Genomic DNA, 23,776 nt, shown 5'->3' with positions numbered 1-23,776 from the left:
AGTGAGCTGCGGCACCTGTTATGACCAGTTGCAGGACTACGAGTTCGACAAGATTTTCCCCGGCAGCCGCATCATCGACATCCATGAATACCTGCTGGAAAAGGGCATCACGCTGGCCAATGCGGGCTCGTTCCTGTTTCATGACCCCTGCCACAGCCCGATGAAGCTGCAGGAGCCTCTTAAAACCGTCAAGGCTTTGCTGGGTAACAACGTGATCCAGTCCGAGCGCTGCTGTGGCGAGTCGGGTACGCTGGCCCTGAACCGGCCCGACGTGTCCACGCAAGTGCGCTTTCGCAAGGAAGAAGAGATTCTTAAAGGTGAAGCCCAACTGCGCGCCAAGGGGTCCCTGGCGCCGAATGCCAATATCAAGATCCTGACCTCGTGTCCGGCCTGCCTGCAAGGCTTGAGCCGATTCGGGGAGGACTTGAAAGGCGGTCTGCTGGAGGCGGACTACATCGTGGTCGAGATGGCGAACCAGATTCTGGGCGAGCAGTGGATGCCGGACTACGTCAGCAGAGCCAACGATGGCGGTATTGAGCGGGTGCTGGTCTAAGGCATGGACGACTCAACTTGTCCCTTGTGCGCGGGCGTTGGCGGTGCACTGGTGTTTCAGGGCGAAAAATTCCGGGTCATCCGGGCGACTGAGGCCGGTTTCCCGGCCTTTTACCGGGTCGTCTGGACGGCGCATGTGGCCGAGTTTTCGGACCTTGACCCGAGCGATCGCGCCTTGTGCATGGCGGCTGTGTGTGCCGTAGAGCAGGCCTTGCGGGAGCATCTGCAGCCGACCAAGATCAACCTGGCGGCCCTAGGCAATGTGGTGGCGCACCTGCACTGGCATGTGATTGCCCGCTTTGACTGGGACAGTCACTTTCCGGCGCCGGTGTGGAGCGCGCCTCAGCGCCCGGTTGATTTGGCGGCGGTGGCGGCCATTGCGGCCCGTCTGGAAGACGTGGATGGCACGATTGAGCGGACCCTGTCCGTGACTCGCGCCGCTTGGTGAGTTTTGTGATTTTGTAGCTGGTAATTCTGAAAAGGTGGTTCATATGGCAGGTTTGCAAACAGGCGCACCGACGCCCCAGGCGATCACGGTGCACAGCCAGTCCAAGGTGCTGGAGGTGACATTTTCCGATGGCGCCACCTTTCGTATTCCCTTTGAGTTGATGCGCGTGTACTCACCCTCGGCAGAAGTAGCGGGCCACGGGCCGGGGCAAGAGGTCTTGCAGACCGGCAAGCGCGACGTTGAACTGGCCGGGTTGGAGCCGGTCGGCAACTACGCCATCCAGCCCGCGTTCTCGGATGGCCACGATAGCGGCATCTTTTCCTGGGACTATCTCTATTTTTTGGGCTCCCAGCAGGACAAACTGTGGGCTGACTACACCGCCCGTCTCACCGCCGCCGGTGTGGAGCGGGATGCGCCCATGCCCGAGAAAGCCGGGAAAGCCTGCGGCAGCCATTGAACTAACAATTAACATTGCACCCATGACGACAACACATTTTGGTTACAAGACGGTTCAAGAAACCGAAAAGGCGAAGCACGTGCGGGGAGTGTTCGACTCCGTGGCGCCCAAATACGACCTGATGAACGACCTGATGTCGATGGGTTTGCATCGCGCCTGGAAAGCCTTCACGGTGATGGTGGCCAATGTTCGTGAGGGTTATCAGGTGCTCGACATTGCCGGTGGCACTGGTGACCTGGCGCTGGCTTTTTCCAAAAAAGTGGGCCGGAGCGGGCAGGTGGTGCATACCGACATCAACGAGGCGATGTTGCGCACCGGGCGCAATCGCTTGCTGGACGCCGGGGTTTCCCTGCCGACCGTGGTGTGTGACGCCGAAAAGCTGCCGTTCCCCAGCAACCACTTTGACGTGGTCAGCGTCGCCTTTGGCCTGCGCAACATGACACACAAGGACCTGGCGCTGGCCGAGATGAACCGGGTGCTCAAAGCCGGGGGCAAATTACTGGTGCTGGAGTTTTCCAAGGTGGCACCACCTCTGGAAAAAGTCTATGACTGGTATTCCTTCAAGGTGCTGCCCAAGCTGGGGCAACTGGTGGCCGGTGACGATGCCAGCTACCGCTACCTGGCCGAGTCGATTCGCATGCATCCGGGGCAAGAGGAGCTCAAAGCCCTGATGAAAAATAATGGCTTTGGTCATGTGGATTACCACAACCTGACCGGGGGGCTGGTAGCCTTGCATGTCGGCATCAAATGTTGATGTGAAGAATTTTTTGGAGACCTTATGAAATTGTGGACTTGGGTTTTGGCGGCATTGATGCTTTTGGCAGGCTTTAACGCCGAAGCCGCACGCTTCGGCGGCGGCCGTTCTTTTGGCAAACAGTCGAGCAATGTGACGCAGCGTCAGGTCGCGCCCAAGCCGCCGGCTGCGGCACCCGCCGCCGCACCGGCGGGTGTTGCGCCCAAGCGGCCTTGGGGTGCCATGCTGGGCGGTTTGGCCGCCGGTCTGGGGCTGGCCTGGTTGGCCAATTCTTTGGGCATGGGCGAGGGCTTTGGCCAGGTCTTGATGTTTGCCTTGCTGGCGATGGTGATCATGATGGTGGTGGCATGGTTCAAGCGGTCCCGCCCGGGTGCGCAATCGCAGGACACGGCCAAGTCACCGTTTGCTTTTCAAGGTGCAGCACCCGCAACCGCGGCGCAACTGCCCGCCAGCTACCGACCGGAAAATGTGGGGAACGACGCCTCCGCCCGTCCCTGGGAGCGCAACAGCACGGCGTTTGAGGCCCTGAAAACAACGCCTGCCGTGGCCGGTTCGATGATTGGCTCGGGTCTGGCGGGTTCGCAGAGCTGGGGCGTTCCGGACGGCTTTGACGCCGAGGGTTTCCTCACGTCGGCGAAGGCGAATTTTGTGTCGCTGCAGGCGGCTTGGGACAAGTCGGACATCAACGCCTTGCGCGTCATGATGACCGATACGATGCTCAAAGAGATTCAAGCGCAACTCGCTGAGCGGGAAGCCCACACCGGTGGCCCGGTCAATCTCACCGATGTTGTCATGATCGAAGCACAGCTCTTGGGTATTGAAGATACCGGTGACGATTACATGGCCAGTGTCGAGTTTTCCGGCATGATCCGTGAAGAACCGTCGGCCGGTGCCAGCCCGTTCCGCGAAGTGTGGAACATGACCAAGACCAAGAGCGGCAAGAGCGGTTGGCTGGTGGCTGGGGTGCAGGCACTGCAATAGCGGTCAAGCCGGACGGGATCGGGGGCCGCAATCACAGTCGGTCACGATAACGGTCTGATTTCAGGGAATAATCGGGGGCTATGGCAACACAGTCCCCTTTTTCATGGCTGGAGGGTCTCCTCCAAAATCTTCCACCTCTGCCCAATTTGCAGCCGCCGGAATGGGCGGTTGATGAGGCGCAGCGTCGCATCGTCTTGCTGCTCAATCACATTTTGATGCAGGAAGTTGAGGCGACCAGCCGCCTGGCCCGGCAAAAAGGGCGTGTCGTCCTGATGCAGTGGCGCTCATTTTCTGTCCGCTTAGTTGCTACGCCGGCGGGTTTGCTGGATCGGGCCGCGGCGCAAGACAAGCCCGACCTGGTGTTGGCGGTTTCTGAAGAGTCGCCGTTGACACTCGCTCAAAACGTGCTGCGAGGCGACAAACCGGCGGTGCGTATTGAGGGCGATGTGCAACTTGCCGCCGATGTGAATTGGCTGGTCGACCATGTGCGCTGGGATATCGAAGAAGATCTGGCGCGTGTGATGGGCGACGCGCCCGCCCATACCTTGAGTCAAGCTGCCCGCAACATGGCGGCGGCCCTGCGTCAGTTTCTGGGCAATGCCGCAGCGGCCGACTCGACCAAGGCGCCCACATGACGCGTCTGTTTCGTGGCGTCTTCATCGTCTGGATGATGTTGCGCTATGGTCTCGATGAGCTGTTTCTGACCAGCTTTCGCAAGCCCTGGCTGCATGCCCTGGCCCGCATCGTGTCGATCGGGCGAAATCTCGACGCACCCCGGGGGCAACGGATTCGCGAGGCGTTGGAGAGTCTGGGCCCGATTTTTGTGAAGTTTGGGCAGGTGCTATCGACGCGGCGCGACTTGTTGCCGCTTGATATTGCCGATGAGCTGGCCCGCTTGCAGGATCGGGTGCCGCCGTTTGACAGCGATGTGGCCATTGCCTCCATTGAGCGGGCGTTCAATAAAAAAGTCGGCGACATTTTTGTTTCGTTTGAGCGGGTGCCTGTTGCCAGTGCCTCGATTGCCCAGGTCCATTTTGCCGTGCTCAAGGACCGGGACGGTCGCGAACGCGAGGTGGCGGTCAAGGTGTTGCGCCCCGGCATGATGCTGGCGATTGAAAAAGACCTGAGCCTGATGCGCATGATGGCGGGCTGGGTCGACAGCCTCTCCAACGGTGGCAAGCGTCTCAAGCCGCGCGAAGTGGTGGCTGAGTTTGACAAGTACCTGCATGACGAACTTGATCTGATCCGCGAGGCGTCCAGTGCCGCGCAGTTGCGCCGCAACATGGCAGGGCTCAATCTGGTGCTGATTCCCGAGATGTTCTGGGACTATTGCACGACCGATGTCATTGTGATGGAGCGTATGCATGGGGTGCCGGTCAGCCAGGTGGATCGCCTGAAGGCCGCGGGGGTTGATATCCCGAAGCTGGCGCGTGATGGGGTGACGATTTTCTTCACGCAGGTGTTTCGTGATGGCTTTTTTCATGCCGACATGCATCCCGGCAACATCCAGGTCAGTATTGATCCGGCCACCTTTGGTCGTTATATCTCGCTCGATTTTGGCATTGTGGGTACTTTGACGGCGTCTGATAAAGAGTACCTGGCACAAAATTTCACCGCCTTTTTCCGGCGCGACTACAAGCGGGTCGCCGAGTTGCACATCGAGTCCGGCTGGGTGCCGCCTGCAACCCGGGTCGATGAGCTGGAGTCGGCCATCCGCTCGGTGTGCGAGCCGTACTTTGATCGGCCGCTGAAAGATTTCTCGCTGGGCATTGTGTTGATGCGCCTGTTCCAGACCTCGCGGCGTTTTCATGTCGAAATTCAGCCGCAGCTGGTGTTGCTGCAAAAGACGCTGCTCAACATCGAAGGCCTGGGTCGCCAACTGGACCCTGATCTGGATCTCTGGAGCACGGCCAAACCGTTTCTTGAGAAATGGATGATTGACCAACTGGGGCCGAAAATGCTCATGGACCAGTTGCGCAACGAAGCCCCGCTCTATGCCAAGCTGATCCCTGAACTCCCGCGCCTGCTGGTCGATTTTCTGAAACATGGAAAGTCTGGCCAGAATGGCGGACTCGACGCCTTGTTGGTCGAGCAAAAACGCACCAACCGTTTGTTGCAGGCGCTCCTTTACGGGGGTTTGGGATTTGTGCTTGGCTTGTTGGTCATGCAGCTGATTGTGCGGGTACGGCTTTTTTAGTCAGCCCGGTTGATTGCGTGGCGCTTTATAATGTCGGGCTTTGTTACTTGAAATCCGAGCCGTATTGCCATGCCAATTTATGCCTATAAATGTGAGTCCTGCGGGTTTGCCAAGGACGTGCTGCAAAAGATGTCGGATGCGGTGCTGACCGATTGCCCCTCCTGCGGCGCTTCTGCCTTCAAGAAGCAACTGACCGCGGCGGGCTTCCAGCTCAAAGGTTCTGGCTGGTACGCCACCGATTTCAAGGGTGGTGCGTCGGCTACTACCACTGCAGCGAGCACGACCACCGACAGCGCCGGCGCTGTGGCAACTGCGACAGAGGGTGCCAAGCCAAGCGAGAGTTCCACGGCAAAACCAGTTGCAACGCCGCCGGCGGCCGGTGGCTGCGGTGGCACCTGCGCCTGCCATTAACCTTGCCCTACCAAAGCGCTGGAAATCTCGTGCCCATCAAGAAGTACCTGCTCACTGGTTTACTGGTCTGGTTGCCATTGGCCATCACCATTTGGGTGCTGTTGTGGCTGGTCGGGCTGCTCGATGCCATTTTTGGTGGTTTATTGACAGGACTGGTCGCATTGACCCCCAACTCGGCGGGCACCCTGATTGAGCCGCTGCGCCATATTCCCGGGCTTGGTGTGGTGCTGGTTTTTGGCGCCTTGCTGGTGACGGGGGCGCTGGTCTCCAATGTGGCAGGCCGCTGGTGGCTGGCGCAATGGGACCGGTTGTTTGCCAATATTCCGGTTTTCAAGTCGATCTACAACAGCGTCAAGAAAGTGTCGGACACGCTTTTTTCCAGCAATGGCAATGCGTTTCGCAAGGCCATGCTGGTCCAGTATCCGCGCGCCGGTGTCTGGACTGTTGCGTTTCAGACCGGCACTCCCGGCGGCGAGGTGGCTCACCACCTCGGGGCTGATTTTGTGAGTGTTTATGTTCCGACGACGCCGAACCCGACCAGTGGGTTTTTTCTGCTGCTGCCGCGCTCCGAAGTGATTGAATTGCGCATGAGCGTGGATGAGGCACTGACCTATGTCATTTCCATGGGTTCAGTGGCACCAGCGGTCGCAATTGAGCTTGCGCCCAAGCAAGTTTCGCCTTAATTTTTGATAACCTGTGCCGCCTCGCGAGGCGGGCTCTGAAAGCTGTTTATGGCCATGCGCTCTCATTATTGCGGTCTTGTCACCGACACCCTGTTGGGTCAAACCGTCACCCTGTGTGGTTGGGTGAATCGTCGCCGCGACCACGGAGGCGTGATTTTTGTCGATATCCGGGATCGCGAAGGTTACGTGCAGGTGGTGTGTGACCCGGACCGTGCCGACATGTTCAAGGTGGCCGAGGGTCTTCGCAACGAGTTTTGTATTCAGGTCAAAGGCCTGGTGCGCGCCCGCCCTGAAGGCACGGTCAATGAAGGCCTCAAGAGCGGCAAGATCGAGGTGCTCTGTCATGAGCTGACGGTACTCAACCCGTCGGTCACGCCCCCGTTCCAGCTCGATGATGACAACCTGAGCGAGACCACGCGCCTGACGCACCGGGTGCTGGACTTGCGCCGCCCCTATATGCAAAACAATTTGATGTTGCGCTACCGCGTGGCCATGGAGGTGCGCAAGTTTCTCGATGCCAACGGTTTTGTTGATATTGAAACCCCGATGCTCGGCAAGTCCACCCCCGAGGGTGCGCGCGACTATCTGGTGCCCAGCCGAGTCCATGAGGGTCACTTTTTTGCCTTGCCGCAAAGCCCGCAGTTGTTCAAGCAATTGTTGATGGTGGCGGGTTTCGATCGTTATTACCAGATCACCAAGTGCTTTCGTGATGAGGACTTGCGTGCTGACCGCCAGCCCGAATTCACACAAATTGATATTGAGACCTCGTTTCTGAGTGAACAGGACATTCGTGACCTGTTCCAGGAAATGATCACGACCGTTTTCAAGACCACCTTGAATGTCGACTTGGGCGAATTCCCGGTGATGGCGTATTCCGAGGCCATGCACCGTTATGGCTCGGACAAGCCTGACCTGCGCGTCAAGCTCGAATTCACCGAGCTGACCGATGTGATGACCGACGTGGACTTCAAGGTGTTCTCGGGTGCCGCGACCATGAAGGGCGGCCGTGTGGTCGGTCTGCGCATTCCGGGTGGCGCGCGTGAAGTCGGCGGCTTGAGCCGTGGCGAGATTGATGCTTACGCTGAGTTTGTCAAGATCTACGGGGCCAAAGGGCTGGCGTACATCAAGGTCAACGAGTTGGCCAAAGGCCCGGGCGACAAGGCCCTTCGGTGGCCGGGCCTGCAGTCGCCCATCGTCAAGAATATTCACGACAAAGCCATTGCCGAAGTGCTGGCCCGCACCGGTGCGCAAGATGGAGACCTGATTTTCTTTGGCGCTGACAAAGCCAAGATTGTCAACGACGCCATCGGTGCTTTGCGCATCAAGATTGGTCACAGCGAGTTTGGCAAGAAGAATGCTTTGTTCGAGAAGTCCTGGCGCCCGATGTGGGTGGTTGACTTTCCGATGTTTGAGTTTGATGAAGAGGCGCAGCGCTACACAGCAGTGCATCACCCGTTCACAGCGCCCAAGGAAGGGCATGAAGACTGGATGGTCACAGCTCCCGAGAAGTGCATCTCGCAGGGTTATGACATGGTGCTCAACGGCTGGGAGATGGGCGGCGGCTCGGTGCGTATTCACCGCGCCGATGTGCAGCAAAAAGTGTTTGATGCCTTGAAAATCTCGCCGGAAGAAGCGCAAGACAAATTTGGTTTCTTGCTGGATGCCTTGCAATATGGTGCGCCACCGCATGGCGGCTTGGCTTTTGGTCTGGACCGCATCATTACGTTGATGACCGGTGCCGAGTCAATTCGCGACGTCATCGCCTTCCCCAAAACCCAGCGTGCGCAGTGTCTGCTGACGCAAGCGCCGTCACCGGTGGACGAGAAACAGTTGCGCGAACTGCACATCCGGCTGCGCACGCCCGAGCCCATTAAAACGGCTTGATCAAGCCCTGGACGGCGGGCTTCAGGCAGAATGAACGGGCGCTTGAATGGCGCCCGTTTTTTTATGCCTAAAGTCTATAAGATTCCCCAATCCGTCCTGGTTGTGATTTACACCCCGGCGCTCAATGTGCTGCTGATCAAAAGAGCCGACGCTGCGGATTTCTGGCAGTCGGTCACCGGCAGCAAAGACACGCCGGGTGAGACCTTTGAGCAAACAGCGGTGCGTGAAGTGCAGGAGGAAACCGGCATTGACTGCGCCCCCGGTACGCCACTGGCCGCTCATTTGCGCGACTGGCGACTTGAAAACGTCTATGACATTTATCCGCGTTGGCGGCATCGTTACGGGCCCGGTGTGACACGCAACACCGAGCATTTGTTTGGCTTGCAGGTGCCCGCCGCAACCCCGGTGCGCCTGAGCCCGCGCGAACACACGAGCTACCAGTGGCTTCCCTATCTTGAAGCGGCGGCCGCGTGTTTTTCACCTTCCAACGCGGAAGCTTGTTTGATGCTGCCCAGGATGGCGGCTGCAAAGGCGTCAATATGAATATCGTGCGTGTCGCCACCTACAACATTCACAAAGGCGTACAGGGTATTGGTCCGCAGCGACGGCTGGAAATACACAACCTCGGCCATGCGGTCGAGCAGTTGGATTCAGACATTGTGTGCCTGCAGGAGGTGAGGCTTTTGAATCGGCGCGAGGAACAGCATTTCACGCGCTGGCCCGAGTTGTCGCAAGCTGAATTCCTGGCGCCGGAAGGCTACGAGGCGGTCTATCACACCAATGCATTTACTCGGCATGGCGAGCACGGCAACGCCATGCTGTCGCGCTGGCCGGTGGTGGCTTACCAGCAGGAGGATATTTCCGATCACCGTTTTGAACAGCGTGGTTTGCTGCATGTCGAGGTGCTGGTGCATGGCCGAGCCGTGCATGTGGTGGTGGTGCACCTGGGTCTGATCAAGGCCAGTCGAGCCCGCCAGATTGCGCAGTTGCAACGCTTTGTCGCGCGCGAAGTGCCCCCGACGGCACCGTTGCTGGTGGCCGGGGATTTCAATGACTGGGGCAGTCTGGTGCAGCGAGCGCTTGATGCGACCAACTTGAAAGCCTTCACGGGCGCGCGGCAGCCGACTTTTCCAGCCCGGCTACCGCTGGTGCAGCTGGACTATGTGTACGCCAGAGGCTTGGTGCCGCTGGGGGTGCAGGTGCCCCATGGCCGGATATGGTCGCGTATGTCCGACCATTTACCTTTGATTGCCGAGTTCGCTTTGCCGGCAATTGAACCATCGCCGGACCGCGCGTAGCGGCATCGCCGCAAGCCTTGTCCGCAGCACGTGAAGGAAACCATGCCACAAGCCCGCACCGGTCACCAGATTCTTCTGCTGCAGGGTGCGCAGGCATTTTTCCCGGCGCTGGTTCGAGCGATTGAGCGTAGCGCGCATGAAGTCCGGATGGAGACCTACATCTTCAGTGTTGAGGCTGCGGGTGAAAGTGTGGCGATTGCCCTGGAGCAAGCCGCCCGGCGCGGCGTGGCGGTGTATCTGGTCATGGATGGTGTGGGCACCCCGCGTATTCCGGCGCAATGGGCGTCCCGTTTTGACGCATCGGGGGTCAAGTGGCGAATTTTCTCGCCGCTGGGGCGCTTTGGGCTGTTCATTCCGAGTCGCTGGCGGCGCCTGCATCGCAAACTGTGTGTGGTGGATGGCACGGTGGCATTTTGCGGTGGCATCAATGTGCTCGATGATTGGTATGACCCCAACTATGGCACCCTGAAAGCGCCCCGTTTTGACTTTGCCGTGCAGGTGACGGGCCCGCTGGTGCAGGCGGTGCATGAGGCCACGGCACAGTTCTGGTGGCGTTCGCAGGCGGCCAGTACCATGCGGCAAAGCGACTTTCCGGCGGCCTGGCTGGCGCTGCAGGAAGCGGTGAAGCTCAAGCTGCAGGCCCGTTCGGACGCTGAGATGCCCAGGGATGCGGGTACATGGGCCCGTGAGACAGTGGGCGAAAACACCAATGCCGACCTGGTACTGCGCGACAATTTGCGTAACCGTTCCCGGATCGAGCGGGCCTATCGGAAAGCGATTGGTGCTGCCCGCACTGAAATCATCATTGCCAATGCCTACTTTGTGCCGGGCCGCAAGCTGCGCAAGGGCCTGATGCATGCGGCGCAACGCGGGGTGCGGGTCCGGTTGTTGCTGCAAGGTCGTTACGAGTACTTCATGCAGTACCATGCGGCGCGCTCCGTCTACGGTGCGCTGCTGGCGGCGGGTGTTGAAATCCATGAGTATTCGGTCAGTTTTCTCCATGCCAAGGTGGCGGTCATTGATTCTCACTGGGCCACGGTCGGCTCTTCCAACCTGGACCCTTTGAGTTTGCTGTTGGCGCGTGAGGCGAACGTGGTGGTGGACGATGCGGCTTTCGCGCAGAATTTGCGCTCGCGGCTTGAGGATGCCATGGACCAGGACGGTGTACGCGTGGACCCTGCAGCCTATGCCAACCGTCCGTGGCGCCAGCGCTTTCTGGATCGCGTCGCATTGGGCGTGATGCGCGTCCTGCTGTTCCTGAATGGGAAGCGCTATTAAATAAATAGCGTGATACGCAGCGTGGATGCGGGCTATCTGCCAAAAACCCTATAAGTAAAACGCTGCTACCATTCTTGTATGTTAATGAAAAGCCAAAGCACCATGAATCCAAGCGATGCCGATGAGGGTATTCCCGTCTCCGTCAAAATTCGGCAACGCCTGCTGGCCGCGCGCAAGCGCTTTCACGCCAACGACAACATTGCCGATTTCATCGCGCCCGGTGAGCTTGAACAGTTGCTCGACGAGGTGGAAGACAAGATGAAAGGCGTCTTGAGCAGCCTGGTGATTGACACCGACCATGATCACAACACCGACGAGACGGCGCGCCGGGTCGCCAAGATGTATCTCAAAGAGGTGTTCAACGGCCGCTACGTCAGCGCGCCCACCATCACCGAGTTTCCCAATGCCGAGCATCTCAATGAGTTGATGATTGTTGGCCCGATCACGGTGCGCAGTGCCTGCAGCCATCACTTGTGTCCGATCGTCGGCCAGATATGGATTGGTGTGTTGCCGAATGAACATACCAATGTGATTGGTCTGTCCAAGTACGCGCGACTGGCCGAGTGGGTGATGGGCCGACCGCAGATTCAGGAGGAAGCGGTGGTCCAGCTGGCCGATCTGATTCAGGAAAAGACCCAGCCCGACGGCCTGGCCATCGTGATGGAGGCGACCCATTTCTGCATGGGCTGGCGCGGAGTCAAGGACCTGGACAGCAAGATGATCAATTCGGTCATGCGGGGCAGCTTCCTCAAGGACCCCAATCTGCGCCGTGAATTCCTGTCCCTTATTCCCAAGAAAGAAGGCTGATCATGTTGGTCCGTTTGCTTTACGCCAGCCGCGCCGTTGACACCGGCCCGGATGCCATTGAGGCAATTTTGCTGCAGTCGCGCCAGCACAACCCGGAGTGCGGCATCACCGGTATTCTTTGCTACGGCGGCGGCATTTTTCTGCAGGCCATTGAAGGCGGACGCATGGCCGTGAGCGAGCTGTATGGCCACATCCAGAAGGACCCGCGCCACAAGGACGTGATGCTGTTGGACTATGAAGAAATAACCGAGCGCCGTTTTGGCGGCTGGACCATGGGGCAGGTCAACATGTCCAGGATCAATACCTCCATTTTGCTCAAATACGCTGAAAAACCGGAGTTGAACCCGTATTCGGTGTCGGGCAAGGTGTCGCTGGCATTGCTGGAAGAATTGATGGCCACCGCCTGCATCATTGGGCACGCCTGAGCGGTCAGTTCTGTGACCGGGATGGTGCTTTTAGGCTGCGACTTTTCAAGCCGTCCATCCCGCAAAAAACCCATCATTCTGGCCTTGGGTGCATTGCAATCCGGGCGTGTCCAGCTATCGAAATTGGAGCGACTGGAGTCGCTGGATGCATTTGCACGCTGGTTGCAGCAACCCCTGTGCTGGGTCGGGGGCTTTGACCTGCCATTTGGTTTGCCGCGTGAACTGGTCGAAACTCTGGGTTGGCCGACGCAGTGGGAAGCCTGTATTCGTCATTACGCCAGCTTGAGCCGGGAGCAGGTTCGTGCCTCTTTTGTCGCGTTCTGCGCTGCCCGCCCGGTGGGCGGCAAATTTGCGCACCGGGCGACCGACATCCCCGCCGGGTCCAGTCCGTCCATGAAGTGGGTCAACCCGCCGGTGGCCTATATGCTGCATGCCGGCGTCCCGCTGTTGCTGGCGGCCGGCGTGCAACTGCCGGGGCTGCATGCGGGTGACCCCAGGGATGTGGATGGGAGTGGTCAGGCGCGCCGGGTGGCGCTGGAGGCTTATCCAGGTCTGTTGGCGCGCGAGGTCCTGGGTCGTCGCAGCTACAAGAGCGACGACAAGGCACGGCAAACGCCAGAGCGCCTGATTGCCCGCAAAGACTTGATCACTGCGCTGGAGCATGGCCAGACCCGGCTCGGTCTGCGGCTCAAACTGACCCATGCACAGCGTGACGCACTGGTGGATGACGCCAGCGGTGACTCGCTGGATGCAGCGCTGTGTCTGATGCAGGCGGCCTGGGCGTACGCGCGCCATGCGCAGGGTGACGCTTGCTACGGTTTGCCGGCTGACCTGGATCCGCTGGAGGGCTGGATCGTCACCGCCTGCAGTGGCGGTCTTAGGCCTTCTGATTGATGATGGTGTCTTCCAGCTTGACCGCCAACTGGGAAATTGCCATGGCGGCCGGGCAGCCCGGTGTTGATTGCATCAGCAACTGGCGGCGCATCACCGCTTGGCGTACCGAGGGGTCGGATGGTATGTCACCGAGATGGATCAAGCGAATCGGGCGTCCCGGTTCGGTGACCACAAAGCGGTCCAGCACCTGCTGCAATTGGGTCGTGATGGCACGCCCGTCACCCAGACGAGCCGTCTGGTTGATGACCATGCGAATGTTCTGCCGCTTTTGCTGGCCCACCAGCACTTTGATGGTGGCGTAGGCGTCGGTCAGTGAGGTCGGCTCCGGTGTGGCCACCACCAGCACCTCGGAGGCCAGGGAAACGGCAAACAGCACGACATCAGAAATGCCGGCACCGGTATCGAGCAATACGATGTCGTAATGCGGTATCAGCCCGCTCATGATGCGCAGGAAGTCGTCGCGCACTTCGGGAGTCAGACGCGAGTACTCCACCATGCCGGAGCCTGCCAGCAAGACCGAAAAACCGCCCGGCGCCCGCACGATGGCTTCTTCGAGTTTGGCTTTGCCGGTAAACACGTCGTGCAGGGTGACTTTGGGGTACAGGTTCAGCACCACATCCAGATTGGCCAACCCCAGGTCAGCGTCGAGCACCAGCACCCGGTGGCCGCGTTTGGCCAGCGCTGCGGCCAGATTGGCCGAAACAAAGGTCTTGCCAACGCCGCCTTTGCCACTGGTCACCGCCAGCACCTTGCCCAGTGGTCGCAGCGGTACGCCGGGCGCGGCCCCATGGTCTTGCGCAGGATTCAGGACGTCGCTCATCATCAGTTCACCCTATTCATTGCGCTGTCTGCTGCACTGACCGACGCGTCAGTCGAAACGCTCTCCAACCAGGCCGGGTCCCCTATTGAGAGGTGGCCAAACAACATTTTTTTTTCTTCTGAACTCACGGCGATTTCCGGCTGCCGATCAATGTAAACGCGGTTACGCCCCTCGGACTTGGCCCGATAGAGCTGGGTGTCGGCCCGGTCGATCCATAACGCGGTGGTGGAGCGGACCCATTCGGGCGCAAAGGCGCCCCCAATACTGATCGTGACCTGCAGACTGACCAGTGGCGCCACTAAAACCTGGAGCGAACCGACTGTTGCGCGGATTCGTTCCGCCACGATTTTTCCAAAGGAGGGAGGACAGTTGGGCAGAACTGCAGTGAATTCCTCACCGCCGTAGCGCGCCACGGTGTCCATCGGGCGCACACAGGACGCCAGGGCTTTGGCAACGGCCTGCAGCACCCGGTCTCCAGCCAAATGGCCGTAGGTGTCGTTGACCTTCTTGAAATGATCAATATCCATCATCAACAGCAAGGCAGATTCACCTGAACGGGCCACAGCATCAATTTCGCGCCCCAATACATGGCGGAAATGACGTCGGTTGGCCAAACCCGTCAGCGGGTCTTTGAGGGAGAGTTCGCACAGCTGGTCGATGACCCTTTGCAGGTATTGGGTGCGGGATTCATCCGGTTCTGGCAAACTGCCAGTCGCATCATGTTCCAGCAAGGCACGTGCATCATCCAGACGCAAATCATGCAGGTCGATCATGGCGGGTACAGTTTGAGAAGTCACGGAAAATTAGTGTGAGAGCGAGCCAGTCTAACAGGAACATTTTTGAATCCAGACCAAAAGTTGACCGGTTTTTCTACCCAATGGCTGGGCTTTGGTGGTTCCAGGATTTAAGACTTTGTCGTCGCCTTTGAACCTGTTGCTGTGACAATTGGCCGAATGAATGACACATTCTTGCACCATGGACTCACGAGGAACTTCCTTGTCCTGTTGGTTTCGACTCTTGTTGCTGCCCATAACGCCCAGGCGACATCAGCTTTTGCCGGCACAGTCTCCCATGTCTCGGACGGTGACACGCTCTGGGTCCGCCCGGACGCAGGGGGGCCGCCCCGCAAGCTGCGCATTGACGGCATTGATGCGCCCGAGATCTGCCAGACCGGTGGCGAGGCCGCGCTTGAGGTGCTCAGGCAGCTTGTGCTGCACCAGCATGTCGAGGTAACAATTCGGCGCCATGATGATTACGGACGCGCACTGGCGCGCATTCGGCTCGACGGCCATGATCTGGGCGCGCAAATGGTGCAGGCGGGCCAGGCCTGGTCCTACCGCTGGCGTCGCGCCCTGGGACCCTACGCGGCCGAAGAGGCTCTTGCAAGGCAGACACGATTGGGCTTGTTTGCGCAGGACCAAGCCGAATTGCCACGTGATTTCCGCCAACGGCACGGTTCGTGTCATGACGCGCCGCGATAACTCCGGGGTATTAGTGCGCCGCGCCGCAGATGGGGCAGCCGGCCTGGCGTGCGACACGCACTTCCGTGAACTCCATGGCGCGGCCATCGAGCATCAGCAGGCGCCCGGTGAGGGGGCTGCCGACGGCGCTGAGCAGCTTGAGCGCTTCAGCCGCTTGCAGGGAGCCGATGATGCCCACCAGCGGTGCAAAAACGCCCATCGTGGCGCAGCGTGTTTCTTCAAAGGTGTCGTCTGGGGGGAAGACACAGGCGTAGCAGGGCGAGTTGGCGTCGCGCGGGTCATAGACACAGACCTGGCCATCAAAGCGGATGGCCGCGCCCGATACCAGCGGTTTGCGGTGTTTCACACAAGCTGTATTGATGGCGTGGCGCGTGGCAAAGTTGTCAGAGCAGTCCAGTACCACATCGGCCTGCGCCACCAGGGTGTCCAGCAACGCGGCATCGGCGCGTAGCATGATCGGCGTGACTTGCACGTCGGGGTTGATGGCGGCAATGGCAGTCTGAATTGACAGCACCTTGGGCTGGCCGACACGCTCCATGGTATGCGCGATCTGCCGCTGCAGATTGGTCATGTCCACGCGGTCATGGTCAACCACCGTGATGCGCCCGACGCCAGCCGACCCCAGGTAGAGGGCAACCGGTGAGCCCAAACCACCCGCACCCACGATCAGGGCATGACTGGCCAAAATCTGCGCCTGGCCTTCAATCCCGATTTCGTTCAGCAGGATATGGCGCGAGTAGCGCAGCAGTTGCTCGTCCGTCATGCGCTGGCTTTCACTCCTCTTTCTTTTCTTCCGGGCGCTCGACCAGGGTCTTGCTGGCCAGGACAGTCTGACCTTTGAGCTGCTTGATGGCCTGGATCAGCTGAAAATCCTTGTCGGAGCCGTACTCCGGCAGCTTGCGCTCGGCCAGGGGCTTTTTAAGTTCCTCCTCCAGCTTTTTAAGCGCATCTTCCCGAACCTTATCGCTGACGCTACTTTTCTTTTCGTCGCTCTGGCCGTTGCTCAGGTGTTTCTCCAGATCCGCCTCGCGCGTGCGCAGCGCGGCAAACGGATTGCCCTCGGCGGTTTCGTCCACCATGACGTCGGGCACGATGCCCTTGGCCTGGATCGAATTGCCGCTGGGCGTGTAGTAACGGCTGGTGGTGAGCTTCAGGGCAGCCGTCGGGCAGTTGTCCATGCGAAATCCAGAGTCCAGGCAGACTGCAGTCTGCACCGAACCCTTGCCGAAAGTCTGATTGCCCATCAGCTTGGCGCGCTTGTGATCTTGCAGCGCCCCGGCGACGATTTCACTGGCGGAGGCGGAGCCTTCATTGACCAGCACCACCAGGGGCACGCTTTTGAGTGCGCCCTTGGTCACGTCAGCCAGGTGTTTGAGCGGATCGCCGCCGCTGCGGCGCTGGTAATACTCGGGCGCCGCCTTGTAGGTGAATTTGCTTTCTGCCAACTGGCCGTTGGCCGATACCACCGTCACGTTGGCCGGTAAAAAAGCCGCCGAAATGGCCACGGCAGCGTCCAGATAGCCGCCCGGATCGTTGCGCAAGTCAAGCACCAAGCCCTTGAGATGAGGCTCCTGCTTGTAAATTTCTTCCATCTTGCGCGCGAAGTCGTCCACCGTGCGTTCCTGGAACTGGCTCAGGCGAATCCAGGCGTAACCCGGTTCGATCACCTTGCTGCGCACCGACTGGGTGCGGATTTCTTCGCGCACGATCGGGACCGGGAAGGTTCTGTTTTCGGATTTGCGAAGAATGGTCAGCAGCACTTTGGTGTTGGGTTCCCCGCGCATGCGCTTGACGCCTTCGCTCAACGTCAAACCCTTGACCAGGGTGTCATTGATCTTGATGATCAGGTCATTGGGTTTGATGCCAGCCCGAAACGCGGGCGAGCCTTCAATCGGGGACACCACCTTGATCAAGCCATCTTCTTGCGAGATTTCGATGCCGACGCCGACAAATTTGCCGGTTGTGCCCTCGTTGAAATCCTTCAGCGCCTTTTTGTCGAGGTAGACCGAATGCGGGTCCAGTCCTGCCACCATACCGGCGATGGCATCGGTAATCAGCTTTTTGTCGTCCACCGGTTCCACGTAGTTGCTCTTGACGATGCCAAAAACGGCCGCCAATTGCTGCAATTCCTCCAGCGGCAAAGGTGTCAGCGTGCCGCGCGCCACGGTCTGCAGCGACACCGTGGTCAAGGCGCCCGCCATGACACCAATTGAAATCCAACCGGTAATTTTCAGTTTATGACCCATATATACCTTTAATCAGTTGGGGACAGGGCTTGCTCGCTGCGCGTAGCTACGGACTGTCCCACAAAGTCTCATGTTAGTTGAGGACAGAGCTATTTCGCGGCTCGTCACTGCGGTCTGTCCCGCAAAGTCTCATGTTGCTTAATTCAAGAGCTTACTTCGCTTTGAAGAGCGATGGTCTGAACTGGAAGGTTTTAACCGCATGCGGTGTACTCGCTTTGACGAATGTCAGAGGGTGAGGTTCCCCATTTACTCAAGCTTTACCTTGCGAGGCCACGGCCGCAGCCGCTTTGGCAGCAGCCTCGGCATCGCCCAGGTAGTAGTGGCGGATGGGCTTGAGGTTCTCGTCGAGTTCATAGACCAGCGGAATGCCGTTCGGGATGTTCAGGCCCACGATGTCGTCGTCGGAGATGTTGTCCAGGTATTTCACCAGCGCCCGAATCGAGTTGCCATGGGCTGCCACCACGACGCGTTTGCCCGCTTTGATGGCGGGCGCCAGCGCCTCGTGCCAAAAAGGCATGACCCGCGCCACCGTGTCCTTCAGGCACTCGGTCAGGGGCACCTGGTCTTGTGACAGTCGGGCGTAGCGCGGATCAGCGCGCTCGCTGCGCGGGTCAGCGGGCGCCAGTGCGGGGGGGGGCGTGTCGTAGCTGCGCCGCCAGGCCAGTACCTGGGCGTCGCCATATTGTTTGGCGGTTTCGGCCTTGTTGAGGCCCTGCAAGGCGCCGTAGTGGCGCTCGTTGAGGCGCCAGCTGTTGACCACCGGCAGCCAGGTGCGGTCCATCTCATCGAGCACGTGCCACAGGGTGCGGGTGGCGCGCTTGAGGACGCTGGTGTAGGCGACATCAAATTCATAGCCCTCGGCCTTGAGCAGGCGCCCGGCATTTTTGGCCTGTTCGATGCCGAGGGGGGTCAAATCCACGTCGGTCCAGCCGGTAAAGCGGTTGTCAAGGTTCCAGGTGGATTCGCCGTGGCGGATGAGAACAAGTTTATACATGGTGTGGTTGGGGTTCGGACAAGGGCAAAACGAAGGCGCAAATGCCTTGCGCGCGCCGTCATTCTAAAATGCCGCCTTTAGCCACGGCTCTCTACAAGGATCAAAGTGAAGTTTATTCTCGACAATTGGATGATTATGTCCGTCGCGCTGGCATCGGGCGCCATGCTGTTTTGGCCGGTGCTCAAAGGCGCCAGCGGCGGCTCCCTGACGGCGGCCGGCGCCGTGCAGCTCATCAACCGCGAAAAAGCGGTGGTGATCGACATTTGCGAAGTCAATGAATTTGCGGCTGCTCATATCGTTGGCGCCAAGAACATTCCCCTGGGCCAGCTGGAAGAAAAATTGCCCACCGTGGTGAAGAACAAGACCGTGCCGCTGATTCTGGTGTGTCAGTCGGGCGCCCGTTCCAAGCGCGCCGAGGCGATCGCCAAAAAGCTGGGTTATGCGCAGGCGCAATCCCTGGCGGGCGGCCTGGGTGGCTGGCGAGCGGCCAACTTGCCGCTTGAGAAATCCTGATGAACAAGACCTTCCAACTGATTTTCGAAGAATGAGTCCCATGCAAACCGTCAAGATGTACACCACCGCCGTCTGCCCTTACTGCACGCAAGCCAAGCAGATTCTCAAAGCCAAAGGGGTGGCCCAAATTGAGGAAATCCGCATTGACACTGATGCACAGGCGCGCGCCCAGATGATGGAGATCACCGGGCGGCGTACCGTGCCGCAGATATTCATTGGTCAGACCCATGTTGGGGGTTGCGATGATCTGATCGCGCTCGATGCACAGGACGGCTTGCTGCCGTTGCTCAATGCCGCCTGACGCTGTGTGAAGCCGGCGCCATGATTCTCACCTGAGATAATGACGCCCGTTCCCCTTCGTTGGCCCGCTCAATTCACAAGGCAGCGGGCTTTGTTTTAACTGAAATTTTGCGTAACAGATCGCCACCAGGCGGTCACTGAGCCAGCGCTGGCCACCACCACTCAAGGAAATTCCATGACCGACCAACAAGCCCCCGTTTTTCAAATCCAACGCGTGTACCTCAAGGAGGCGTCCCTGGAACAACCCAATTCGCCCGCCATTCTGCTGGAGCAGGAGTCGCCCACGGTAGACATCCAGCTCGGCGTGAACGCGGCGCCGGTGGCAGAGGGCGTGTTCGAGGTCACGGTCACCGCGACGGTTCAGACCAAGATCAAGGATAAAACCGTGTTTCTGGTGGAAGCCACGCAAGCCGGTATTTTCGAGATTCGCAATTTGCCGCAAGAGCAGATGAGCCAGATCATGGGCATCGCCTGTCCGCAAATCGTTTACCCCTATTTGCGCGGCAACGTGGCGGACCTGATCCAGCGCGGAGGCTTTCCGCCGGTGCACTTGTCGGAAATTAACTTTCAGGCCATGTTCGAGCAGCAACAGCAGCAGGCCGGCGCCGGCGCCGATGCGCCACAGCTAGTTACGCAGTAAAAATATAGAGCGTTTTAGCCTCTAGCCCCCGTGTTTATTGGGTAAGTAGCTATGAAAATAATAGTGCTTGGCGCCGGTGCCTGGGGCACCGCGTTGGCGCTCAGTGCGTGCAGCAACCCTGCGGCCCGGCACACTGTCACGCTCTGGGCGCGCGATGCGGCGCAAGCCGCCGTCATGCAGGCCCGCCGGGAGAATGTGCGCTACTTGCCGGGCATCAACCTGCCACCGGCTTTGGGCATCAGCTCAGCCCGCTTGTCCGACGCCTCTGCCCCCCCCGACTCGTTTGACCGTCTCATCGACGGCGCTGATCTGGTCATTGTGGCAACACCCATGGCCGGCTTGCGCGCCATGCTGGCGCACTTGTCCGCGTGCCGCGTGCCCGTGGCCTGGTTGTGCAAGGGTTTTGAAGTGGCCAGGTCTTCAGAGACTTTGGGGCTGCTGGCCCACGAGGTGCAGGCACAGGAAGCGCCTGATTTAATGGCGGGTGGACTCAGCGGCCCAAGCTTTGCGCTGGAGGTGGCGCAGGGTCAGCCCACTGCGCTGGTCGCCGCCAGTGTTCATGCCGTGGTACGCGACACCTTGGTGGCGGCTTTTCACAGTCCGACGCTGCGGGTTTATGCCAATGACGACATCGTGGGCGTCGAAGTCGGTGGGGCGGTGAAGAACGTGCTGGCCATCGCTGTCGGCCTGTGCGACGGTCTGAACCTGGGCCTTAATGCCCGTGCGGCCCTGATTACCCGCGGCCTGGCCGAGATGACGCGCCTGGGTGTGGCGTTGGGCGCACGTGCCGAAACCTTCATGGGTTTAAGTGGTCTGGGCGATCTGGTGCTGACCGCCACCGGCGATCTGTCACGCAACCGGCAGATTGGGTTGGCGCTGGCCCGAGGCCAGACCTTGCAGCAAGCGGTGGATTCGTTGGGCCATGTGGCTGAAGGGGTCTATAGCGCTCGCACGGTGGTGCAGCGCGCTGCCTATTTGGGCGTCGAGATGCCGATTGCGCAGGCGGTGGTGGCTTTGCTGGATGCCCAGATGAAGCCGGCGGAGGCTGTGGCCGCACTCATGGGCCGTGATCCGGCCAACGAACAACTCTAGTGTTGGCGGGCGCCAGCTCCATGCTGACGCCACACGCCGGTCAGCCCGCGTCTTTTTCAATTCGCGCTGCAATGTGCGCCAGCGCTTGCTCGACTTGATCAACCAGAATCAGGCATAGATCGCCCTCGCACAAGGTGTCCATCGCGGTGTCAATGGCGAGAAACTCACCTTGAATCTCGGCGATGGATTCGGTGCGTGTCGCATGGGCCAGACCCTCGCGCAGCAGCGTCAGCACCTCGCCGTCGGCGCGGCCGCGCTGACACTGGTCCTGGTACAGAACCACGTTGTCAAATGCGTTGCCCAGAATTTCAGTCTGTTGGCGAATGTCTTCATCGCGCCGGTCGCCAGCGCCGCTGATCACGACTGTGCGGCGCTTGGAGGGCATGCTTTCCACCGCCTGAACCAGCGCAGCAATCGCATCCGGGTTGTGGCCGTAGTCGGCAATGACGGTGGCACCCCGGTAGCTGAACAGGTTGAAGCGGCCCAGTGCGTTGTCGTTATTGTTGATAAAACTGGCCAGTCCGAGCTTGATCGTCTCCCACTTGACCCCAAGGGCCCACACGGCAGCCACCGAAGCCATGACGTTTTCGATCTGAAACCCGATGGTGCCCCGACGGGTAATGGGGATCTCTGATAGCGCCATCTGGTGTTGCACCTTGCCCTGGGCAGCCATCAGATGGTCGCCTTCCACGTAGACGGCGCGTCGCCCCTGCGCCAAATGCGTGGCCATGACCGGATGATGCCTGTCCATGGCAAAAAAGATGACTGAAGCGCTGCAGTGCCCGGCCATGGATACCACAATCGGGTCCGCCGCATTGAGCACCGCCACACCGTCATGGGCGATGTTTTGCACGATCACGCGCTTGAGCACGGCCAGATCTTCAACCGTCGTGATGTAGTTCAGGCCCAGGTGGTCACCGCTTCCGACATTGGTGACCACGGCCACATCACAACGGTCAAAGGCCAGCCCTTCGCGCAGCATGCCGCCGCGGGCGGTTTCCAGCACGGCGGCATCCACGTCGGGGTGCTGCAACACATTGCGCGCACTTTTGGGGCCGCTGCAGTCACCGGTGTCGATGCGCTGACCCGCGATGTAGACACCATCCGTATTGGTCATGCCCACGCGCAGGCCGTTTTGGGCCAGCAGGTGCGAGATCAGGCGCACGGTGGTGGTCTTGCCGTTGGTGCCGGTGACGGCCACCAGCGGAATACGGCCGTTCTCATGCTGGTCGAACATGCTGGCGATGATGGCCTCACCCACCGGGCGCCCCTTGCCGTAGGACGGCGACAGGTGCATGCGCAGACCCGGCGCGGCATTGACCTCGACCACACCACCGCCCTGTTCTTCGAGCGTATGCAGAATGCTGTTGCAGACAACGTCCACGCCGCAAATATCGAGTCCCACCATTCGTGCGGCAGCCACGGCTCGGGCTGCCACTTCCGGGTGCACGCTGTCGGTGACATCGGTGGCGGAGCCGCCGGTGGACAGATTGGCGTTGTGGCGCAGGGTGACGCGTTGGCCCTTGGGCGGCACCGAGTCGGCATCAAACCCCTGGCTTGCCAGGCAAGCCAGGGCAATATCGTCAAATCGGATTTTGGTCAGCGAGGTCGCATGGCCGGAGCCGCGGCGCGGATCTTTGTTGACCTGTTCCACCATGTCACGGATGGTGTGCTGGCCATCACCCACCACGTTGGGCGGTTCACGATAAGCCGCTGCCACCAGCTTGTTGCCAACCACCAGCAGGCGAAAGTCGTTACCGGGAATGTAGCGTTCGACCAGGATGTCATCGCCGAACTCGGCGGCCGCCGCGTAAGCCGCTGTCAGCTGTTCACGCGACGTGATGTTGACCGTCACGCCCTTGCCCTGGTTGCCACTCGTGGGTTTGACCACGACCGGCAGACCGACCTCACAGGCGGCAGTCCAGGCATCTTCAAGGGTGTCGACCTCACGGCCGAGCGGAACCGGCACGCCCGCCGCAGCCAGCAGCTTTTTGGTCAGCTGTTTGTCCTGGGCGATCGCTTCAGCAATGGCACCGGTGATGTCCATTTCGGCGGCCTGGATGCGGCGCTGCTTGCTGCCCCAGCCGAACATGATCATGCTGCCTTGCGTCATGCGGCGAAAGGGAATGTTGCGCGCAAGCGCCGCCTGCACGATGGCGCCCGTGCTCGGGCCCAGGCGTACATCTTCGTCGAGCTCGCGCAAGCGCTGCAGCGCTTGCTGCAGATCGAAGGGGGTGTCGTTTTGCGCCGCCAGACACAGGGATTCGGCCAGCTCCAGGGCCAGGCGGCCCACCGCTTCTTCTGAGTACTCCACCACAATCTGGTAGACGCCGGGTTCCGTGGTGGCCGTTGTGCGTCCGAAGGTGACCGGGCAGCCAGCCAGGGCCTGCAGATCCAGCGTGGCCATTTCGAGCACATGGGCCATGGGTACCGTGGTGTCGTGTCCGGTCGGCAGCAGTGTTCCGAGTTCCGGGAAGCGCGCCCGAAGACGGCTCTCAAAGCCGTCGTGCGTGTTGATGGCGCACTCGGCGGGTGTGCAGGTCACGACCGCCTCGATGGCGGTGTGACTGCTCCAGAGATTGGGGCCGCGCAGGGCGCGAACGCGTGAGATGTCCATAAGC

Annotated in this window: 27 protein-coding genes; 21 read left to right on the top strand and 6 right to left on the bottom strand. The window is 59.9% G+C overall.

The window, feature by feature from the left end; translation table 11 throughout:
- The 16 genes from WA157_RS05395 to WA157_RS05320 all read left to right on the top strand — a co-directional run.
- The coding region (locus WA157_RS05395) for a DUF3400 domain-containing protein (RefSeq protein ID WP_422619983.1) at positions 1–553 on the top strand (553 nt) is incomplete at its 5' end.
- A gap of 3 nt (positions 554–556) precedes the next feature.
- Entirely contained in the window at positions 557–1,000 is a 444-nt protein-coding gene (locus WA157_RS05390; RefSeq protein ID WP_422619982.1) for an HIT family protein, read from the top strand.
- Positions 1,001–1,043: 43 nt separating this feature from the next.
- Positions 1,044–1,457 carry a gamma-butyrobetaine hydroxylase-like domain-containing protein gene (locus WA157_RS05385; RefSeq protein WP_422619981.1) on the top strand — a complete coding sequence of 138 codons (414 nt, stop codon included), beginning with the start codon at positions 1,044–1,046 and terminating at the stop codon, positions 1,455–1,457.
- Positions 1,458–1,479: 22 nt separating this feature from the next.
- Positions 1,480–2,211, top strand: a complete 732-nt coding sequence (gene ubiE, locus WA157_RS05380; protein WP_422619980.1) for a bifunctional demethylmenaquinone methyltransferase/2-methoxy-6-polyprenyl-1,4-benzoquinol methylase UbiE — start codon at positions 1,480–1,482, stop codon at positions 2,209–2,211.
- A 24-nt stretch (positions 2,212–2,235) separates the two neighbouring features.
- Positions 2,236–3,192 (top strand): Tim44 domain-containing protein, encoded by a 957-nt coding sequence (locus WA157_RS05375; protein WP_422619979.1) that lies wholly within the window; start codon positions 2,236–2,238, stop codon positions 3,190–3,192.
- Between the two features lie 80 nt (positions 3,193–3,272).
- Positions 3,273–3,827 carry a hypothetical protein gene (locus tag WA157_RS05370; RefSeq protein ID WP_422619978.1) on the top strand — a complete coding sequence of 185 codons (555 nt, stop codon included), beginning with the start codon at positions 3,273–3,275 and terminating at the stop codon, positions 3,825–3,827.
- Positions 3,824–5,389 (top strand): ubiquinone biosynthesis regulatory protein kinase UbiB, encoded by a 1,566-nt coding sequence (gene ubiB, locus WA157_RS05365; protein ID WP_422619977.1) that lies wholly within the window; start codon positions 3,824–3,826, stop codon positions 5,387–5,389. The genes WA157_RS05370 and ubiB overlap by 4 nt, the downstream gene beginning before the upstream one ends.
- Positions 5,390–5,458: 69 nt before the next feature.
- Positions 5,459–5,800, top strand: coding sequence for an FmdB family zinc ribbon protein (locus tag WA157_RS05360; RefSeq protein WP_422619976.1), 342 nt, complete (start codon positions 5,459–5,461; stop codon positions 5,798–5,800).
- Positions 5,801–5,835: 35 nt separating this feature from the next.
- Positions 5,836–6,483 carry a DUF502 domain-containing protein gene (locus tag WA157_RS05355; RefSeq protein WP_422619990.1) on the top strand — a complete coding sequence of 216 codons (648 nt, stop codon included), beginning with the start codon at positions 5,836–5,838 and terminating at the stop codon, positions 6,481–6,483.
- Positions 6,484–6,531: 48 nt separating this feature from the next.
- The gene (aspS, locus tag WA157_RS05350; protein ID WP_422619975.1) at positions 6,532–8,367 is read left to right on the top strand and encodes an aspartate--tRNA ligase; all 1,836 of its coding nucleotides are present in this window, start codon (positions 6,532–6,534) and stop codon (positions 8,365–8,367) included.
- A gap of 63 nt (positions 8,368–8,430) precedes the next feature.
- Positions 8,431–8,910: a dihydroneopterin triphosphate diphosphatase gene (gene nudB / locus WA157_RS05345; RefSeq protein ID WP_422619974.1), complete on the top strand. Its 480-nt coding sequence runs from the start codon at positions 8,431–8,433 to the stop codon at positions 8,908–8,910.
- Positions 8,907–9,665: an endonuclease/exonuclease/phosphatase family protein gene (locus tag WA157_RS05340; RefSeq protein WP_422619973.1), complete on the top strand. Its 759-nt coding sequence runs from the start codon at positions 8,907–8,909 to the stop codon at positions 9,663–9,665. The genes nudB and WA157_RS05340 overlap by 4 nt, the downstream gene beginning before the upstream one ends.
- A 42-nt stretch (positions 9,666–9,707) precedes the next feature.
- Entirely contained in the window at positions 9,708–10,943 is a 1,236-nt protein-coding gene (clsB, locus tag WA157_RS05335; protein WP_422619972.1) for a cardiolipin synthase ClsB, read from the top strand.
- 78 nt (positions 10,944–11,021) lie between these two features.
- Entirely contained in the window at positions 11,022–11,750 is a 729-nt protein-coding gene (gene folE / locus WA157_RS05330) for a GTP cyclohydrolase I (protein ID WP_422619971.1), read from the top strand.
- 2 nt (positions 11,751–11,752) lie between these two features.
- Positions 11,753–12,175 (top strand): BLUF domain-containing protein, encoded by a 423-nt coding sequence (locus tag WA157_RS05325; RefSeq protein WP_011463604.1) that lies wholly within the window; start codon positions 11,753–11,755, stop codon positions 12,173–12,175.
- 21 nt (positions 12,176–12,196) lie between these two features.
- On the top strand, positions 12,197–13,069 hold the full coding sequence (locus WA157_RS05320) for a DUF429 domain-containing protein (RefSeq protein WP_422619970.1): 873 nt from the start codon (positions 12,197–12,199) through the stop codon (positions 13,067–13,069).
- On the opposite strand, the gene WA157_RS05315 is transcribed toward WA157_RS05320, so the two are convergent.
- Both WA157_RS05315 and WA157_RS05310 read right to left on the bottom strand, forming a co-directional pair.
- Positions 13,053–13,889 carry a MinD/ParA family protein gene (locus tag WA157_RS05315; RefSeq protein ID WP_422619989.1) on the bottom strand — a complete coding sequence of 279 codons (837 nt, stop codon included), beginning with the start codon at positions 13,887–13,889 and terminating at the stop codon, positions 13,053–13,055. The two genes, WA157_RS05320 and WA157_RS05315, sit on opposite strands and share 17 nt — an antisense overlap.
- 2 nt (positions 13,890–13,891) lie before the next feature.
- A complete protein-coding gene (locus WA157_RS05310; protein WP_422619969.1) occupies positions 13,892–14,662 on the bottom strand; it encodes a GGDEF domain-containing protein in 771 nt (256 codons plus the stop codon).
- 180 nt (positions 14,663–14,842) lie between these two features.
- On the opposite strand from WA157_RS05310, the gene WA157_RS05305 reads away from it, so the two are divergent.
- The gene (locus tag WA157_RS05305) at positions 14,843–15,370 is read left to right on the top strand and encodes a thermonuclease family protein (RefSeq protein WP_422619968.1); all 528 of its coding nucleotides are present in this window, start codon (positions 14,843–14,845) and stop codon (positions 15,368–15,370) included.
- 10 nt (positions 15,371–15,380) lie between these two features.
- Here the strand turns inward: WA157_RS05305 and WA157_RS05300 are convergent, their stop codons facing one another.
- From WA157_RS05300 to gpmA, 3 genes are all read right to left on the bottom strand, one after another.
- Positions 15,381–16,133 carry a HesA/MoeB/ThiF family protein gene (locus WA157_RS05300; RefSeq protein ID WP_422619967.1) on the bottom strand — a complete coding sequence of 251 codons (753 nt, stop codon included), beginning with the start codon at positions 16,131–16,133 and terminating at the stop codon, positions 15,381–15,383.
- A 10-nt stretch (positions 16,134–16,143) separates the two neighbouring features.
- On the bottom strand, positions 16,144–17,616 hold the full coding sequence (locus WA157_RS05295) for a S41 family peptidase (protein ID WP_422619966.1): 1,473 nt from the start codon (positions 17,614–17,616) through the stop codon (positions 16,144–16,146).
- 250 nt (positions 17,617–17,866) lie between these two features.
- Positions 17,867–18,610: a 2,3-diphosphoglycerate-dependent phosphoglycerate mutase gene (gene gpmA / locus WA157_RS05290; protein ID WP_422619965.1), complete on the bottom strand. Its 744-nt coding sequence runs from the start codon at positions 18,608–18,610 to the stop codon at positions 17,867–17,869.
- A 105-nt stretch (positions 18,611–18,715) separates the two neighbouring features.
- Here gpmA and WA157_RS05285 point away from each other — a divergent pair, with 105 nt between their 5' ends.
- The 4 genes from WA157_RS05285 to WA157_RS05270 all read left to right on the top strand — a co-directional run bounded on the left by WA157_RS05285 (position 18,716) and on the right by WA157_RS05270 (position 21,155).
- On the top strand, positions 18,716–19,123 hold the full coding sequence (locus tag WA157_RS05285; protein WP_011463612.1) for a rhodanese-like domain-containing protein: 408 nt from the start codon (positions 18,716–18,718) through the stop codon (positions 19,121–19,123).
- Between the two features lie 40 nt (positions 19,124–19,163).
- Positions 19,164–19,424 (top strand): glutaredoxin 3, encoded by a 261-nt coding sequence (gene grxC / locus WA157_RS05280; RefSeq protein WP_422619964.1) that lies wholly within the window; start codon positions 19,164–19,166, stop codon positions 19,422–19,424.
- A 174-nt stretch (positions 19,425–19,598) separates the two neighbouring features.
- A complete protein-coding gene (secB, locus tag WA157_RS05275) occupies positions 19,599–20,063 on the top strand; it encodes a protein-export chaperone SecB (RefSeq protein WP_422619963.1) in 465 nt (154 codons plus the stop codon).
- A 51-nt stretch (positions 20,064–20,114) separates the two neighbouring features.
- Positions 20,115–21,155, top strand: coding sequence for an NAD(P)H-dependent glycerol-3-phosphate dehydrogenase (locus WA157_RS05270; RefSeq protein WP_422619962.1), 1,041 nt, complete (start codon positions 20,115–20,117; stop codon positions 21,153–21,155).
- A 40-nt stretch (positions 21,156–21,195) separates the two neighbouring features.
- Here the strand turns inward: WA157_RS05270 and cphA are convergent, their stop codons facing one another.
- Complete coding sequence (gene cphA, locus WA157_RS05265; RefSeq protein WP_422619961.1) at positions 21,196–23,772, bottom strand: cyanophycin synthetase; 2,577 nt, start codon at positions 23,770–23,772, stop codon at positions 21,196–21,198.
- Positions 23,773–23,776: the final 4 nt, after the last annotated feature.

The sequence above is a fragment of the Rhodoferax ferrireducens genome, assembly GCF_049302455.1.
GTDB lineage: Bacteria > Pseudomonadota > Gammaproteobacteria > Burkholderiales > Burkholderiaceae_C > Rhodoferax > Rhodoferax ferrireducens_B.
The sequence above is the reverse complement of the archived record's forward strand: the minus strand, read 5'-3'. Positions and strand labels throughout refer to the sequence as shown.